General features: G+C 68.7%; 16 protein-coding genes and 2 pseudogenes. 12 read left to right on the top strand and 6 right to left on the bottom strand.

Translation table 11 applies throughout. From position 1 onward, the window contains the following. Positions 1-470 precede the first annotated feature (470 nt). Positions 471-1,694 (top strand): MFS transporter, encoded by a 1,224-nt coding sequence (locus tag ACWFR1_RS19055; protein WP_453552552.1) that lies wholly within the window; start codon positions 471-473, stop codon positions 1,692-1,694. A 269-nt stretch (positions 1,695-1,963) separates the two neighbouring features. Continuing rightward, entirely contained in the window at positions 1,964-2,758 is a 795-nt protein-coding gene (locus ACWFR1_RS19050; RefSeq protein ID WP_453552550.1) for an IS5 family transposase, read from the top strand. Here the strand turns inward: ACWFR1_RS19050 and ACWFR1_RS19045 are convergent. The 3 genes from ACWFR1_RS19045 to ACWFR1_RS19035 all read right to left on the bottom strand — a co-directional run bounded on the left by ACWFR1_RS19045 (position 2,706) and on the right by ACWFR1_RS19035 (position 4,974). Beyond that, positions 2,706-3,245 (bottom strand): hypothetical protein, encoded by a 540-nt coding sequence (locus tag ACWFR1_RS19045; protein WP_453552548.1) that lies wholly within the window; start codon positions 3,243-3,245, stop codon positions 2,706-2,708. The two genes, ACWFR1_RS19050 and ACWFR1_RS19045, sit on opposite strands and share 53 nt — an antisense overlap. A gap of 206 nt (positions 3,246-3,451) precedes the next feature. Then, positions 3,452-4,231: a hypothetical protein gene (locus ACWFR1_RS19040; RefSeq protein ID WP_453552546.1), complete on the bottom strand. Its 780-nt coding sequence runs from the start codon at positions 4,229-4,231 to the stop codon at positions 3,452-3,454. 2 nt (positions 4,232-4,233) lie between these two features. Further along, complete coding sequence (locus ACWFR1_RS19035; RefSeq protein ID WP_453552544.1) at positions 4,234-4,974, bottom strand: helix-turn-helix domain-containing protein; 741 nt, start codon at positions 4,972-4,974, stop codon at positions 4,234-4,236. Between the two features lie 612 nt (positions 4,975-5,586). On the opposite strand from ACWFR1_RS19035, the gene ACWFR1_RS19030 reads away from it, so the two are divergent. Next, a complete protein-coding gene (locus tag ACWFR1_RS19030) occupies positions 5,587-6,786 on the top strand; it encodes a PP2C family protein-serine/threonine phosphatase (protein ID WP_453552542.1) in 1,200 nt (399 codons plus the stop codon). Between the two features lie 73 nt (positions 6,787-6,859). Here the strand turns inward: ACWFR1_RS19030 and ACWFR1_RS19025 are convergent, their stop codons facing one another. Further along, complete coding sequence (locus ACWFR1_RS19025) at positions 6,860-7,354, bottom strand: DUF5994 family protein (RefSeq protein ID WP_453552540.1); 495 nt, start codon at positions 7,352-7,354, stop codon at positions 6,860-6,862. 319 nt (positions 7,355-7,673) lie between these two features. On the opposite strand from ACWFR1_RS19025, the gene ACWFR1_RS19020 reads away from it, so the two are divergent. The 6 genes and pseudogenes from ACWFR1_RS19020 (at position 7,674) to ACWFR1_RS18995 (ending at position 11,644) form a co-directional block, all read left to right on the top strand. Next, entirely contained in the window at positions 7,674-8,228 is a 555-nt protein-coding gene (locus ACWFR1_RS19020) for a DUF5994 family protein (RefSeq protein ID WP_453552538.1), read from the top strand. A gap of 319 nt (positions 8,229-8,547) precedes the next feature. Next, complete coding sequence (locus ACWFR1_RS19015) at positions 8,548-8,814, top strand: hypothetical protein (RefSeq protein WP_453552566.1); 267 nt, start codon at positions 8,548-8,550, stop codon at positions 8,812-8,814. Between the two features lie 38 nt (positions 8,815-8,852). Then, the gene (locus ACWFR1_RS19010) at positions 8,853-9,125 is read left to right on the top strand and encodes a hypothetical protein (RefSeq protein WP_453552536.1); all 273 of its coding nucleotides are present in this window, start codon (positions 8,853-8,855) and stop codon (positions 9,123-9,125) included. Positions 9,126-9,491: 366 nt separating this feature from the next. Then, a pseudogene (locus ACWFR1_RS19005) lies at positions 9,492-9,842 on the top strand (nucleotidyl transferase AbiEii/AbiGii toxin family protein); the annotation flags it as partial. A gap of 56 nt (positions 9,843-9,898) precedes the next feature. After that, the gene (locus ACWFR1_RS19000) at positions 9,899-10,192 is read left to right on the top strand and encodes an alpha/beta fold hydrolase (protein WP_453552534.1); all 294 of its coding nucleotides are present in this window, start codon (positions 9,899-9,901) and stop codon (positions 10,190-10,192) included. Positions 10,193-10,312: 120 nt separating this feature from the next. Further along, positions 10,313-11,644, top strand: a complete 1,332-nt coding sequence (locus ACWFR1_RS18995; protein WP_453552532.1) for a DUF1254 domain-containing protein — start codon at positions 10,313-10,315, stop codon at positions 11,642-11,644. A 238-nt stretch (positions 11,645-11,882) separates the two neighbouring features. Here the strand turns inward: ACWFR1_RS18995 and ACWFR1_RS18990 are convergent, their stop codons facing one another. After that, positions 11,883-12,737, bottom strand: a complete 855-nt coding sequence (locus ACWFR1_RS18990) for a hypothetical protein (RefSeq protein WP_453552530.1) — start codon at positions 12,735-12,737, stop codon at positions 11,883-11,885. Positions 12,738-13,189: 452 nt separating this feature from the next. On the opposite strand from ACWFR1_RS18990, the pseudogene ACWFR1_RS18985 reads away from it, so the two are divergent. After that, a pseudogene (locus ACWFR1_RS18985) lies at positions 13,190-13,378 on the top strand (alpha/beta hydrolase); the annotation flags it as partial. Between the two features lie 504 nt (positions 13,379-13,882). On the opposite strand, the gene ACWFR1_RS18980 reads toward ACWFR1_RS18985, so the two are convergent. Further along, a complete protein-coding gene (locus ACWFR1_RS18980; RefSeq protein ID WP_453552528.1) occupies positions 13,883-14,878 on the bottom strand; it encodes a helix-turn-helix transcriptional regulator in 996 nt (331 codons plus the stop codon). Positions 14,879-15,084: 206 nt separating this feature from the next. Here ACWFR1_RS18980 and ACWFR1_RS18975 point away from each other — a divergent pair, with 206 nt between their 5' ends. Next, complete coding sequence (locus ACWFR1_RS18975) at positions 15,085-15,372, top strand: hypothetical protein (RefSeq protein ID WP_453552526.1); 288 nt, start codon at positions 15,085-15,087, stop codon at positions 15,370-15,372. 180 nt (positions 15,373-15,552) lie between these two features. Further along, positions 15,553-15,723, top strand: a complete 171-nt coding sequence (locus ACWFR1_RS18970) for a hypothetical protein (protein ID WP_453552524.1) — start codon at positions 15,553-15,555, stop codon at positions 15,721-15,723. Positions 15,724-15,827 lie beyond the last annotated feature (104 nt).

The raw sequence follows: 15,827 nt of genomic DNA, 5'->3' as shown, positions 1-15,827 counted from the left end.
CGACAGCCGGGCCACCGCCGTGCCCACGACCAGCCCGAACAACCGAAACGGCCCACCGGAGAAACCGACGGACCATCACGAAAGATCGAGGTTAGAAGCCGTATCTCAACCGATCGTGGAACGTGCGGGTCGAACAGGTTTCCCGCCGGGGTGATCTTCCCGTTGTGCGCGCATGAAGGCAGGGTTATTCGGTAGCTCGGGGATGCGAATCTAACCGAGCAGTGCCGGGAGGCCCTGGTGTCGTTGTTGTACGCGTCCGAGCCCGTTCAGTTCAACTCGGCAGCTCCATCGTGTGATTGGCGCATGTGGACGGCAACGCGGCCGACCGTCCGAACCGGGAACGCCGGTATCCCTCGGACGTGTCGGACGCGGAAGCCGTTGTTGACGTCGCGAAACTGCCAGAAGGTGGCTCCTGTTCCTGCTGAAATAGTGCTCACACTTCATGTGATGCCCAACACAGGACGGGATTCATGTCCACAGCAACCACCACTTCCATCGACTCGCCTTCATTGCCGGCTCGATCACGATTGGTATCGTGGCTGGCGGTGATTTCGGTGATGTTGGGGATCTTCTCGATCGTCACCACCGAGATCCTGCCGATCGGCCTTTTGACCTCGATTGGCTCGAGTTTCACCATCTCCGATGGAATGGCTGGTCTGATGATGACCATGCCTGGTTTTCTGGCCGCGGTCTCGGCGCCCGTGGTAACTGTCGCCACGGGGCGCATCGATCGTCGGCTCATGCTGGGTACGTTTATTCTGTTGCTGGCATTGGCGAATTTCCTGGCCGCGGTTGCGCCGAGCTACTGGCTGGTCCTGGTCTCACGTGTATTAGTCGGGGTCACCATCGGTGGTTTCTGGTCCATCGGCGCGGGGCTGGCCAGCCGGCTGGTTCCTGCCGAATCGGTGGGCCGGGCAACCGCCGTGATCTTCTCCGCGGTGCCTCTCGGGTCCGTGCTCGGAGTCCCGCTGGGTACGTTCATCGGAGACGTTGCGGGGTGGCGTACCGCGTTTCTTATCATGGGGATTCTGACCCTCTGTGTCTTCGCCATGTTGCTCCTGGTGGTCCCGCCGCTGCCGGCCGATGAGCCGACTCGTCTGAGTGCGCTCACGGGCATGCTCAGGAGTGTCAATACTCGGTTTGCCTTGGTGATGACGTTCCTTGTGGTGCTCGCCCACTTCGGTGCCTACACCTATGTCACTCCGTTCCTGGAGCAGGTGACTCATGTGAGCGCCGGGCTCATCACGGTCTATCTGCTCGTGTACGGAGCTGCGGGAATTGCCGGGAACTTCCTGGGCGGATCGGCTGTGGCGCGGTATCCGATGGGCACCTTCGCAGCCGCCGCCCTGATGATCGCCGGCGCGACTGTGCTGCTCCCGGTGCTCGGCAAGGATGATCTCGGCGCCGTGGCCCTGCTGGTTTTGTGGGGCGTTGCCTACGGTGCCGTGCCTGTCTGCTCGCAGACCTGGTTCGCCAAGGCCTCTCCCGATTCACCCGAAGCCTCTTCCGTGCTCTTCACCGCCTCGTTCCAGGCCACCATTTCCATCGGGGCGCTGGTCGGAGGCGTCGTGGTTGACCACTCCTCCCCATCCACGGTCATGACGCTCGCTGGCACAGCCGCTGCCCTGATGGTGCTGGTCGCCGGGTCCCACTGCGCCCGGAAGATCCCGTGGCCTGACCCGGCCAAGCCGTAAATAGCCGCATCTCAACCGATCTTGGAACGTGCGGGTCGAACAGGGTTCCTGGTCGGGTGATCTTCCGGCGGTAGGTGTATGAAGGCAGGGCCTCTTGGTAGCTCGGGGGTGCGACCCCATCCGAGCAGCTCCAGGAGGCCCTGTTGTCACATGTGTACGCGGTTGCGCCTGTCGACTTCAACCCGTCCGTCGTGTCGTGCGATTGCCTCGCGCACTTGTACGGCAACGCTGCCGATCATTCCGACCGGCAGCGCCGGTATCCGTCGGACATGACGGACGCGGAATGGGTGGCGGTGCGGCCCTTGCTGCCCACGCCTTCCTGGCTGGAGGGCCGGGGCGGGCAGCCCGAGGGCTACTGCCACCGTCAGATGCTGGACGCGATCCGCTACCTGGTCGCGGGCGGGATTTCCTGGCGGGCGATGCCCGCCGACTTCCCTGACTGGGCCCGGGTCTATGCCTTCTTCCGCCGCTGGCGCGAGAACGGTCTGGTCGCGGAGTTCCACGACCGGTTGCGTGGCCGGGTGCGGGAGCGCGAGGGGCGGGAGGCGGAGCCGACGGCGGGGATCATCGACGCGCAGTCGGTGAAGGCCGCCGCGACGGTGCCAGCCGCCTCACGCGGCTTCGACGGCGGGAAGCTGATCAATGGGCGGAAGCGGCACATCGTGACTGACTGCCTGGGCCTGCTGCTGGTCGTGGCCGTGACCGCCGCGAACATCGGGGACCGCGAGGCGGCCACCGGCCTGCTGACCCGGCTGCGTGAGCTGCACCGGGACATCTGCCTGGTCTGGGCCGACGGCGGCTACACCGGATCCCTCATCGACTGGGCCCGCGAGAAACTCGCCCTGGCCGTGGAAGTCGTCAAACGGACCGACGATACGAAGGGGTTCGTGGTGCTGCCGAGGCGGTGGGTGGTCGAGCGGACCCTGGGCTGGTTGATGCACTCGCGGCGTTTGTGCCGGGACTACGAGACGCTGCCCGCGACCAGCGAGGCGATGATCCAGTGGTCGATGATCACGCGGATGGGTCGCCGCCTGGCGAGGCCACGAGCCTGCGGCCGGCGCTGAACGCGCCCGACGCCTCCTGGAGCAACCAGCCCCGCTCGGCCAGGCGTTTCGCCTTCGACCGCACTCCCTCGACCTTCGCCGCCGCCGCCTCGATCCCGAGGGCCGCCGCGATGTCCTTGGCCCGCACCGGCTCGAGACCCGGCCGGTCCTGAAGCACGTTCAAGATCCGCTGATTGTCCGGCGAGAGCACCGACACCGACAGCCCCTCCCGCCAGTGCGGCACGATCGCACCCGGCACCGCCGCGGACGCAGGCGCGGGGACGAGAGCCGTTTCGCCCTCGCCCTCGGCCTCCGTGACGCCAGTGGTCTCGGCGGCGGATGCGGCCAGGGCCTCGACGAGTTCCTCGCGCGCGATCACCCGCCGGTCCAGCTCGATCTCACCGGCCTCCAAGACCGCAACCGCACGGGCCGCCTCCTCCCGCAGGACCTCCACCCGCTCGCGGGCAGACGCTTCCCGCGCCTCCAGCAACCTCAGCATCGACGCCATCGCACACCCTCGACGAACAATCGGAAACAGAACGCCGGATGCCTCCCTCACCCCGACCAAAACCATGCCTGATCAGCAAAAATCAAGCGATCATGTTCGGTTGAGATACGGCTTCTTAGTCGTTGTCCAGACCGGTCCAGGAGTCCCGCACCACTTGCGCACCGCCTCGACGGCGACGAGGTCACGGGCGCTCGGCCGCCCTCACGTCACGCAGACGGAGACGGAGACGGAGACAAGAATGCGTACATGGCCTGGCCGTCAGCCCTCACACTCTCGTCGGGCAGTTGACGCCACGCGGCATGCTGCGAATCATGCAGAGCTTTCGCGAACGCGAGCTTCCTACGGTCGCCCTTGTCGAGTTGATCTCTGAGTTGCAGCGGATTGGCGGGCAACGAGAGCAAGAACGCCAGATCGCGGTAGTGGCGCTCCGGTGAAGCGGTCTTGATGCTCACCGCCGCAGCCTTCGCCACGATCGCCCCCAACAGGCTGGGTCGACGGATCCGGCCGGTCCGCGGCCCCAGTTGCACACTCACAGCCTCGGTTCTCTGCGCGGCCTGCCGGCCGCCCGGCACCTCCAGTGTGCGGCCGGGCGGCGTCGTCGTGAGGTCTGCACGGGGGCCGAGGTTGTCGGGCGCCAGCAGATCCACCACCAACCGCTGCGGCTCCACACCACGCCGATAGCGGTGCAACAGGTTGCCCTGCGGCGACATGCCGGCGGGGGAGAACCCGAGCCGTTCCAGCGCCGCGACCAAACGGCGCAAGCTCTGCTGGTCCGACTGCACGTCAGCCAGGACATCGAGGTCGGCGCTCGCCGCCGGTGGGGTCCGACCGTGCTCCAGGCCGTGCAGGAGCACCATCTGCCCACCGATCAGCGACCAGGCATCCGGCACCTGCTCCGAAAGGTCGAACAGCACGCCCCACAACTCCACCAGTGGACCGGTGAACAGGTCCGACTCCAGTCGCACGTCGGGCAAATCGGCTGCCATGATCACACCCTCCGAGGCTGTGCGTAGCGAGTCAGCAGAGGCTCAAGCAACCCAGCTGCGGCAGCGGCGGCTCGGCCCTCGTGGCGGTCCAGCAAGTCGGCCGCCACTACTGAGGCGGGGGCGTCATGGCCCTGCCCAGGCGTCTCAGACCTTGAGCAGAGGAACGACCACATCTCCGCCGGGGGGATTCGGACCGAGACATTGCCCCGCTCTTCATCACGGACCATGCCGAACTCAGCTTCCAGCCTGTCGACCCTGTCGGGATGCGCGTAGATCTCCGCGCGGCCGAGAGCGATGTAGTCCGCCCCCGCCTGCGCCGCAGCGCTCACCCCCCCCCTCACCACATCCTGAGCGGCGAGCAGAACCGGCAGTACGCCTGAATGAACGCGGTACGAGCGAACCTCGGCGCGGGCGGCAAGAAGCTCCTGGAGCAGGGCCGGAGCTAGTTGCCCGTGGGCAAGGAGGTTCCGCAACCGCGTCCTCACCCGGGACTTCTCGGCATCGGACAGGCTCATCGGCTGATGACCGTCCAGCACCGCCAGAACGCCCCATGCATTGCGGGCCGACAGCGGTCTCCGCGAACGAGGGCCCCGGTCCTTGCGATCCCGGACACCATCCCCGGCAACCAGCCAACGACCACCGACTCGCTGCCCTTGCAGCTTCCCGTCATGCAGCAACTGACGGACACGGGAATCATCCACCCCGAGCAGGGCCGCAGCCTCTTTCACCGACAGCAGTTCCATGACCATCTCCTTGCGCCTCCCCTCACGAAACCAGGAGGGAACACGCAAGCAGTCTCCTACCCAGATTCCCTTGCGTCAAGGCTCACGCTTTCAGGAGACAAGGCGCAACCACCGAGGTCGGGGATGTGCCGCACGACCCAGACCAGCGGACGGTGCCCTATCCGTGCCCTTCGGAGCGGCGAACAGCGGTCAATACCGGTATGGGCGGACCCTCGAGGCAGCCCTTTCGGCAGACCGTTTCCGCAGGTCAGATGCCTTACGGATGCCCCGCGCGTCGAAGATTCCCAAGCTTATAGCGCGGGTTCGATTCCCGTCATCCGCTCTTCTGCGAAGCCCCAGGTCAGCGACCTGGGGCTTCACAGTTGTCCAGCCGTGCCAGGGCCTCCGGTCCCTCCGCACGTCGGTGCCGACGTGCCGCACCCACGGATGACACCCCTGTGGCGTGGCCCGCCACCCGGGCGCATCCTGATGGTGAGACCGCCCGCAACAGGCCCGGCTTCCCTGTCCGCAGGACACCGGCCGGCGTCGGCACCTGAGAGGCGTGCGCCCGTACGGCCGAACAGCAGCGCAGGCGCTACGCAGCCCGTCCGCCGCCCTGCGGGAGGGAGTGGGATGACAGATGGATCGCCCGGGGATCCGGATCGCTCGGAGAGCTTCGGAGAGGGGCTGCTGGGCGGGCTCCTGGACCATGCGCACGAGCTGCCGCCCCATCTGGTCGGGCCGGTCCTGGCCGACACGGTGGCCCGGCTGGGGGGACGGGATCCGCAGATCCTGCTCCAGGACTACGGGCAACAGAGGCTTGTCCCCCTGTGGGGCGAAGGACTGGCGGGCGGCGACCCGCAGTCCATCGACCACTCCGACGCCGGCCGGTGCTTCCTCACCTCACGCCCGGTGGAAAACGTGCTGCCCGACGGCGTACGGGTCCTGGTGCCGTTGCTGGACGGGGGCGAGCAGGCCGGCGTCCTGGCCGTCACCCTGGACGCCGTCGATGACGACGACCGCCGCCTCCTGCGCAGGATCGCCGGCCTGATCGCGGATCTGATCCTTGCCAAGAACAGCCACACCGACCTCTTCTTCCGCACCCGGCGCAGCGAACCGATGAGCGTCGCCGCCGAGATCCAGTGGTCGCTGCTGCCGCCTCTGTCGATGGCGACGCCACGCGTCGCCGTCGCCGGTGTTCTGGAGCCCGCGTACGACGTGGCGGGCGACAGCTTCGACTACGCCCTCAACGGGGACACCTTCCACCTCGCCATGATCGACGCCATGGGCCACGGCCTGGACGCGGCCACGATGGCCACCGTGGCCATCGGCGCGTACCGGCACGCCCGCCGGATCAGTATCGAACTGTCCGAGATCTACCTCTTCATGGACCGGGCCATCGCCGAACAGTTCGCCCCCGATCACTTCGTCACCGCGCAGATGATGCGGCTGGACGCGGACACGGGACGCCTCCAGTGGGTCAATGCCGGACACCCCGCCCCCATGCTGATCCGCGACCACCGCGTCGTACACCGCCTGGACAGCCCCACGACCCTGCCTGTCGGATTCGGAGGAGCACAGCCGCAGGTCAGCGGCGTGGCGCTCGAACCGGGGGATCGTGTCCTCTGCTTCACCGACGGGCTGATCGAAGAACACGAGAGCGGGCGGGAGGAGTTCGGCGAGGACCGGTTGATCGACTGGGTGAATCGGCTGGAGAAGGTGGACCGAGGCGTCCGCGCGGTGGCACGGGACCTCTCCCACACGCTCAGGCGGGCACGCGGCGAGGCTACTACCGACGACGCCACCCTCGTCCTGGTCGAGTGGCGCGGGTGACGGAGGTACGGGCCGGGAGGAGGTGGTGCGGACGGGTCGGCGCGGAGGGCGGCAGGAGGGCGCGCCTTCCGGATCACGCCGACTCCTCATGGCCGCTTGCCGGTTCGGGAAGCGCGGCGACGAGGATCTCAGCAGCTCGGGTGACGTTCCCCGCGTCGACCGCACGGGCCATGGCATCACGTGCCGTGTCCGGTGTCGTGTCCGGTGGCACCACCAGGAGGGCGAAGTGGTCGTTGTCGCCTCGGGTGATGAGGACGGTGTCGTCGCCGACGGGGAAGGAGTCGAGGTGCACGACATGGTCGTCGACGACCACACGGGTCGGGACCGCCTCCCAGGCGTCGGTGTCCAGGCCGACGCGCGTGATGGGGCCGAGGTGCGTGGTGAGCGCCTGGATCAGGGCGGGCAGTTCGGTCGCGACGTCCCGGGAGCGGGGCCACCACGCGCCGTCGAGGACGCCTTCGCGGGAGTGGGTCGTCTGCAGCCGGAGCAGGGCCGTGCCGGGCCTCACCGCTCGGTGGATCTCGTCCGGAAGGAGCTTGCGAGGGGCGGGGGTGTCGGATTCGGCCATGGTGGTCCGCCTGTCCGCGCGGGGCTGTCGACACCTCATGGCCGACGAGATACCTCCGTGGTCTCACGGTACTCCGACGGTCTGCGGTCTTGCTCACGGCTGTCGGCCCGGCTCACAGCGGTCGGCCCGGCTCACAGCGGTCGGCCGGGCGGTCTTCCCGCTGGAAAGTCACCTGCTCGGAACAGCTCGTCCGGGGACGGGGCGGAGTAGGCTGGATTTACCGGGAGTAACTCGAGCACCCGCTCCCACGCGGACGTCGTTTCCGGCGATCAAGACACTGGGCCGCCCTGCAGGGCGGCCCGGAGACGGGTCCGCGATCATGAGCATCGCCCTCGCACCCCCGCTCTCGGCGCGCCTGTCGCTGACGCCGAAGACCACACTCGCCGGCCTCCTGGACGGCGCCTGGTGGCCTCGTTCGCGTGACCTCGCCGCCGAGCTTCCGCCCCTGGTCGACGCCTTGGAGGAGCACTACGGACGCATCACACGCGTCGCGGTGAACCCCACCCGCTGGCCCGTCGTCCCGCACACGGTTCCCGCCACCGGGCACACCGTGCACGTGGGCTGGTTCACCGAACAGGATCCCGACAAGATGATCCTGCTCTCCTACACCGTCGGCCGCTGCGACCTTCTCGTGATCCCACCCGAGACCGAACCCGCCGCAGCCGCCCGGCTCATGAACGCCGCCGCCCTCCCCGGCAGCGTCCGGCCCGCCGATGTCCTCATCTCCGACGAAGCCGCGACCGGCAGCCGTACGCGCGACGCCCGAAGCGGCGTGGACACCTGGGAGACCGACGGCGGGTCCGCCCAGCCACCGCTCCGACACGCGGTCGTCGGAGCCCGGATGATCGCGCTACCGCGCACCCTGCGGAGGTGACGTCATGGAAACCCTGATCGCGCTCGCGGCAGGAGCCCTGCTGATCGCGTTCGGCATGCGCCTGATCCACCGCCTCAACGCCCAGCACGACGCACGCATCGCGGCACACCACTTCAGCGAACCGTTCCCGGCCATCATCCGGCCGCCCGGCCACAGCCACCCCACGCCGACAGCTCAAGCCTCCCGCCGCCGGCTCACGGGCACCTGGCCCTGGCCGCCTCAGACCATTCCTCCGGCCGAAGGCCGCGGGTGGGGTACCCGACACCCGGGACAACCCACCCGCCCGGCCTCTCGCTCGCCCGCGAAGGGACCACGCACCTTGCATCCCACCGACACCACGACCCTGCCCTCGGCCGGACACGCCGAGATCCGTATCGTCGCCGCCAGCCCCGAAGCCGCCCGCGCGGTCGCCGAAGTGATCCGCCGCTCCTTCGCCGGGACGGAACAGCGCAGCTACCCCGTTCCCGAAGGCGGCACCCGACTGCACCTCACCGTCGACACCGAAACCGCCGCAGAACCCGCCCGCTCCTGGCTCACCACCAGCAGAGCGTCCAACCTCACCGGCACCCACGTCGACGAAGTCTGAGAAGCACCGGACCCTCACAAGAACCTAGGGACTCGATCATGGCGACACTCCGCGAGCGGCAGGTGTACCGCGAACGGGTCCTGACCGCCCTCTACGAAGCCACCGAAGGCAACCGTCTCCTCGGCGTCCCGGGGAGGACGCTGCGGAACGATCTGAGCATCCCGGAGGAAGACCTGGCCGCCGCCTGCACCTACCTGGCTGGCGAGGGCCTGATCACCGTCGACTGGGATCCGGGCAACACACCCTCGATGGTCTCCCTCACCCACCAGGGAATCCGCCGTATGGAGGCCGAGGAAGAGGAACGCGGCTGAACCGGACCCCGATGGCCCGTCGACCCGCTCGCCTGCCCGGCGTCACAGTCGTAAAATCGAATGTGGATCGAGCACGCTCACGTGTGGCGATCCGGAAGGGCGGCCTCGGCGGAGTGAATGCGCTGGGGCCGTTGTGACGACCGCCGCCATGAGGGGCGAAGAGGTCGTGGGTTCGATACAGCCAACACGGTTCCCGTGTGCGACGCCGCTCCGCTTCGGCTTCGGCCACTTCTCTGCACCCCACCCAGGGACGCGTGCCACAACGTGCCAGGAGGGACGGTGAACAGCAGACGACAGGGGAATCGACGAGACACCGACGAAACGGCCCAGAACCAGCGTTCCCGCAGGTCAGAGAGGGCGCAGGGGCTGAAGTGCCGGGTGATTCCCAAGCTCCTCGCGGATGTCCTCGCCGTGGGCGATGTCTACCCGCTCGTGCTCACGGGTGGCTACGCCGTCCAGGCACACGGACTGGTCGACCGGCTCAGCAAGGACCTCGATGTTGCCACCGAGAACCCGGAGCCGATGGAGAAGATCGCTGCCGCCGTGCGCGCCGGGCTGGAACAACGCGGCTGTCGGGTACGAGCGTGGGAAACCGACCCGCTGTCCGCGCGGCTGATCGTCACCGACACCTCCACCGGCGAGGAGTGCGAGGTCGATGTCCTCAAGGAAGCACTCTGGCGTCCGCCGGTGAAGACTCAGCACGGCTTGGTGCTTTCGAGCGGGCGGTCTTCCACGACCCCGGCTTCGTCACCACCGCGCGGACCGACCGCGCGATGCGCCTGGCCTCCCGGCCCGGCGGCGCCGAGGCGATGCTGGAGATCCTCGGCTCCCTGCGCGGGGTCCACGAGCCGTGGCGGCGTGAACTGCTGACGGAGGTGGCCGCTATGGACCTGCCGTTGCTCGTCGTCTGGGGCGACCACGACAGGATCCTCCCCGCCCGCCACCTGGACGCCGCCCGTGCCGCCTTCCCCAAGGCCCGTACCCACCTCTTCACGGCCACCGGCCACATGCCGCAGATCGAACGCGCGGAGGACTTCGCCGACCTGGCCCGGGACTTCTGGGCCTGACGTCCTCCTGGGGCCGGGGCTCACCCGAACGGTCCACCCGTGTGGCGGAGCCACCTCGCGACCGGCAGGTTGCCAAGCGTGGGGCGGCGCCCGCCGCCCGGGGCGAAGGTGAGAACGCGCATGGACATGCTGTCGGCGGATCTGCGAACCCTGAGCCGTGAGGCGTACGTCTACCTGTACCCACTGGTCATGATGGACGTCACGCGCCGCCAGTCCACCGCCCTGCCCGAAGGCGTCAAGCCCGGATACGGCCCGCCGAACCGATTCCACCACCTGCGCGAGTTCCCTCCCGCGGACTTCCGCGCCGTCGTCCGGCCCAACTTCGACACCCTGTACTCCACCGCCTGGCTCGACCTGACCGCCGGCCCGGTGGCCCTGCACGTCACCGACACCGCCGGCCGGTACTTCATGCTGCCGCTCATGGACATGTGGACCGATGTGTTCGCCACCATCGGCCAGCGCACCACCGGCACCGGCGACCAGGACTACCTCCTCGTCGGTCCTGGCCACCATGGCGAGGCGCCGGCGGGAGCAACGCTCCTGCGCGCGCCGACCCCGTACGTATGGATCATCGGGCGGACCCAGACCAACGGCCCCGCCGACTACGACGCCGTCCACAAGGTCCAGAACGGCTACACGCTGACCGCACTGAACCAGGCCGGACACGTGCCCGACGCCGGTGTGGACGTGGAGACGGACGCGCTCACCCTCGTCAACGGCCTCAGCGCGACGCAGTTCTTCACCCACGCCGCCCAGGCGATGACGGTCAACCCGCCGCACGCCGCCGACTTCTCCGTCCTCGCGCGCATCGCACACCTGGGCATCGTCCCGGGCCGCGCCTTCGACGCGAGCCGCTTCGACGACGACGCCCTCGCGCAGATCGAAGCCGGCGCGAGCGCGGCCCGTGAGGCGGTCCTCGGATCCCTGGCCTCCTTCGGCACCGCCGCGAACGGCTGGCGCACCTCCACCGACACCATGGGCGTCTACGGCAACAGCTACTTCAAACGCGCCGCGGTCGCCTCGGGAGGGCTCGGCGCCAACCCTCCCGAGGACGCCGTCTACCCCGTACTGGCCACCGACGCCGAGGGCTCGCCCGTGACTGGCGAGAACGACTACGTCCTCCACTTCGACGCCGACGCGCTCCCGCCCGCCGGGGCGTTCTGGTCGGTCACCATGTACGACGCCGAAGGCTTCCAGGCCGCCAACGAGCTGAACCGCTTCGCCCTCGGCGACCGCGATCCCCTCACCTACAACGCCGATGGCTCCCTCGACATCCACATCTCCCACCGCGACCCGGGCCCGGACCGACGGGCCAACTGGCTGCCCGCACCGCTCGGCCCCCTGGGGATCACCATGCGCCTGTACGCACCTTCACCCCAGGCACTCGACGGCACCTGGAACCCCCCGCCGGTCCGCAGGACCCGCCCGGCGGCCGACGGGAAGGCGACGTAGCCCGTCGACCGCGCCTGCACGGGCGGCCGTGCCACAACGTGCCAGTAGGGGCGGTGAACAGCGGTCACCAAGGGGCTCGAAATGGCAGCCGGGACGGAACTTCCACGAAGCCCCAGGTCAGCGACCTGGGGCTTCGTCGTTGCGCTAGACCTGTCGGGGGCTGCCGTGCCCTCCGCGTGCCCGGGGCCGGCGGCGGGACACACAGCCTACGATCCGGGCGGCGCGACCCGCCGTACGGTCAGGCCCGGGCGACGGTGAACAGCACGGGGGTACGGATGCCGATGTGCGCGGCGGAATCCGCCACGGTCGCGGCGAGCCAGCCGACCGCGTCACAGGACCACTCCGCCAACTCGCCGGAGAGCGTCATTCCGTGCAGGGGCGGACCGTTCCAGAAGCGGTCGTCGAATGGCGGCGGCGGAAAGCTCCCTGGGGGAACGACCTCGTCGAGCCCACCCGTGAACACGTTCTGGTCCGGAGGGACGACGCGGCGGGCCAACCGCGTCGCCACCGCCGGGATCGACGGGTCGAGGCCGCCGTCGATACGGACCTTCACCGATACCCGCGCCCCCGGGTCGCACTCGCCGAACCAGTCCGGCGTCCGCATGGACGGCACCATCGCGTACGGCGGGCGAGCCGAGGCTTCGATCCCCTGCACCGGCAGAAGGACCTGGACCGCGGTGAGACGCACGGCGCCGATCCGCTCTGTCGTGTCCTGCGCGCAGCGCAGGAACGGCTGTACAGGAAGCGGCCGGTCGTCGGCCAACGCGCTCGCCTCGATCTGGAACCACGAGATCAGGTTCGGCCCCGGAGCGGCACGGGGGTGGCTCCACCCCGCGTCGTTCATGGCCCACAGCCCCGGCGCGACGTACGTGCGCCCATCAGAGGCGCTCCGTTCTCCAGCGCCCGCCCTGTCGTCGAGCCAGCCCATCGCGAGCGATCGCTGATGGAACAACTGGTATGCGTCGTGCTCCGAGGCGGGATCGCGCCACGCGTGTGGGACCAGCTCTCCGTAGAGCGCGGCGAACATGGTTCCCGCGGTGGGACGAGCGGTGGGCGCAATGCCCGGCTGCGCGGTGGCATCCTGCTCCGACATGTCGCTCTCCCCGCAGATCGGCTCGACGGCCTGCCCTTGGAGCCGGCCGACAGCACCTCTCAGTACACCCGGCAGTTCACTTCAGCCTGGTTCATCGGTTTCTCTCCGGTGTCGATCTCGCCGATCACATCGACGTCCACGTGGTTGCGCCACGACGTGCGTCGGGTGTCGCGGCAGTCACGACGGGCCACTGTGCGGTGAACGCTCCCACCACCGGGCTTGAGCGTCTTGGTCTCCGAACATGCCTGCAGGACACCCCTGGCTCGATCATGTGATCGGCCGCATCTCGGATCAGTTTCGAGTCATTGGCCCTGACTCGACCAGGGAAGGGCGGAAACTTACGCCTATGGGATGAACCAAGACGCCGCTCGGAGGTCATCTGGGGACTCGGCCATCCCGCCGACCCGCAGGAGAGGCGGTCAACAGCGGTCAACACGGGGTCGCCCAGGCCGGACGACACGAGCCTGCCTCTCGCCCTGCAGGACCGCCTGATCCACGAGGGCAGCGAGCTGCCGCCGGACAACCCGTACGACGTCCGCACGCTGGAGGGCAGCCACCTGAAGCGGCTGGTCGACCCGGCTCCGGCGGCTCGCGTCCTGGGCGAACCGGCCACGCTCCTGGCCCCGTCCGCTCCGGCGTGATCGAGCCGGCGTGAAGCCGATCGGGCGGTGGAGGTGCGAGAAACGACCCGCCCGTGCGGGGCGCCCCCACGACCACCCTGCACCGAGATCGGACGCCACTACCGGGTGACGGCCATCGCCGCGGCCGTCACCCGCACCCGGCCCCATGCCGGTCCACGGGCGGTCGGAGCCGGCCCGGGGCAGCACCTCGGGCCGCCCGGTTTCCTCATGAACCACCGCGTGCCACCACGTGCCAGTCACAGCAGCGAAGAGCGGTCGACAGAGGCTGATTCCGCGTGTCGGCGACGTTCCTTCACCAGAGGCCGCCTTCCTGCTGACCGACGGCGCGGCCCGCACCACATGGAGACGGGCGAGCGTGGGTGAGGCCGCCTTGTGGACGCTGGCCCGGATGAGCGATCCGCGCTGCCTGCCGGGCCTGATCCAGCTCATCGCCGACGCACGATCCGACTTCGCCTCGGACTCCGCCCTACCCGCCGACCTGGGCCTTCGTGATCGGACAGACCGTCAAACCGACGGCGGAAGCCATCCGTGCTGGACCGCGCGGGCACCCGCTTCGAAGCGGCTTCGGGCGCCTAGCCGGTCCATGAGGTCGGTGGCGATTCGCCGGGCCGTACGTGAAGAGACCCCTAGGCGCTTGGCTATGGCGTCATCCGTGTGACCCGCGGCAAGGAGCTGGAGCGTCGCGCTCTGTTGGGAAGTGAGACCGTGTTCGTCATTCACGGAACCGCCGCCGAGAGGTTGGGCCGAGGCCCAGATGGTCTCGAACAGCGCGCAGAGTGCCGTGACGATGCCGTCGCTCGTCAGGACCACGGCTCCGACCGCCGTGTCCTGGCTGGCGAGCGGGATGACCGCGGTCTTACGGTCGACCACTATCATCCGGGTCGGCAGCATCGGTGCCGTGCGGACCTGAGCGCCACGCATGGTGAGCCAGTCCGCGTATCCGAGGGTCGGTTCGTCGTTGCGAACGCTGTCGAGGTAGACCGTACGCATGCGGACGCCGCGATCGAAGAGTTCCTGGTCCAGGGGACGGGACGCTTCCATGGCTTCGGCAGTCTGGGCTCCGTCGGTGTTCAGCCCCAGCACCTCCTCCCGTACGTCCCGCGTCAGGGTAGCGAGGCGTTCGCGGATCTGGTCGAGGCCGATGAGCTGCTCGACTCCGGGTCCGCTGACCGTGGGGGTCAGGGTCGCGTAGTCGGCGATGAGACGGGCCGCCGCCTCACGGGAGGCTTCCAGTCGCTGCTGGCGTGCCGCGAGTTCAGCCTGCTGGCGGGCCATCAGGACTTCCATGCCCAGGGCCGGCGGGACGGCCCGCAGCTGGTTCCGAGATTCGTACGCCGGCCGGACCAGCGTCAGTTCGCTGAGTGTGTCCAAGGCGGTTCGGACATGACTCTCGGCCAGATCGAGGCTTTCGGCGATGGCCTGCACCCCGTGCTGAGGGCGGGCAAGCATGATCCGATAGACAGCCTCTGCCGTGCTGTCCAGGCCCAATTCGACGAGCATCTCTAACATCCCCCCCGGAACGTCTTCGACAGGTAGATCGACAGTCGGAGGATCATGTCAGGTACACCCTTCAGGTGACCAGGCCGGGAAAGGTTGTACAAAACCCTTGGCCGATTCCGTCCATGTCCCGAACCGGCCCGAGCGGAGACCACTCATTGGTACCGGGCCCTGGAAGCCTGAACGACATGTATCTGGTTCATGTTCACGTGCGGCGGCCCACGGGCGCGTCTGTGCCCGAGGAGATCGGCTCCTGGGTGGGTGAGATGGCCGGTCCCGGCCATGTCGAGCACGTCGCCGTCCACGCCACCACGATCGCCCACCCCGTTCTGGGCGTCTACCTGCTCGCCGACAGTCTGGAAGAAGCCGAGGAGCTGGTGCTGACGGCCTGCCGGCGAATGCTGGCCGAGCGGCCGGAGTTGAGGGGGTGGGCAGTCGTCGACGGGTACGTGCCGCTGCTGGCGCCCGTTTACGAGGCGCTCGCCGAGGGCGGCTGAGCAGCCGTGGACTGATCCGTCCACGGCCGATTCCGTCCACACGGAAGCTCTTCTCCCGTGCCTGAGCTGGGGGAAAGCTAGAACTCGTCGCCGGGGGAACCCGGTCAGGCCACTGGATGCGGCATCACCGCGGGATGCGATCCGGAGTCGTACCGCCCACTCAGGAAGAGGAACCACGTCATGCTGCGTACCCGTATCGCCGAGACCGCCGCGGTCGCCGTCGTCACCCTTGGCGCCCTCCTCCTCGGCGCCGCCGCCACCACCGCGGCGGGTTCCGAGTCCGTCGTCGCCGAGGCGACGACCACGGACGCCCCTCCGGCCACGGGAACCGACAACATGACCTGGCAGTAGCGGCGCCAAGCCGAACTGGCGGCACCCGACCAAGGCTTGCCATGCACATGACATGCCCGCCGTATCCGCCGCCGAGGCGGTGCCCCTCGCCTTGTCGATCGCCT

This window comes from Streptomyces sp. NPDC055103, assembly GCF_053607625.1.
Note: the sequence above shows the minus strand (reverse complement) of the source record. Positions and strands in the feature narration are given on the sequence as shown.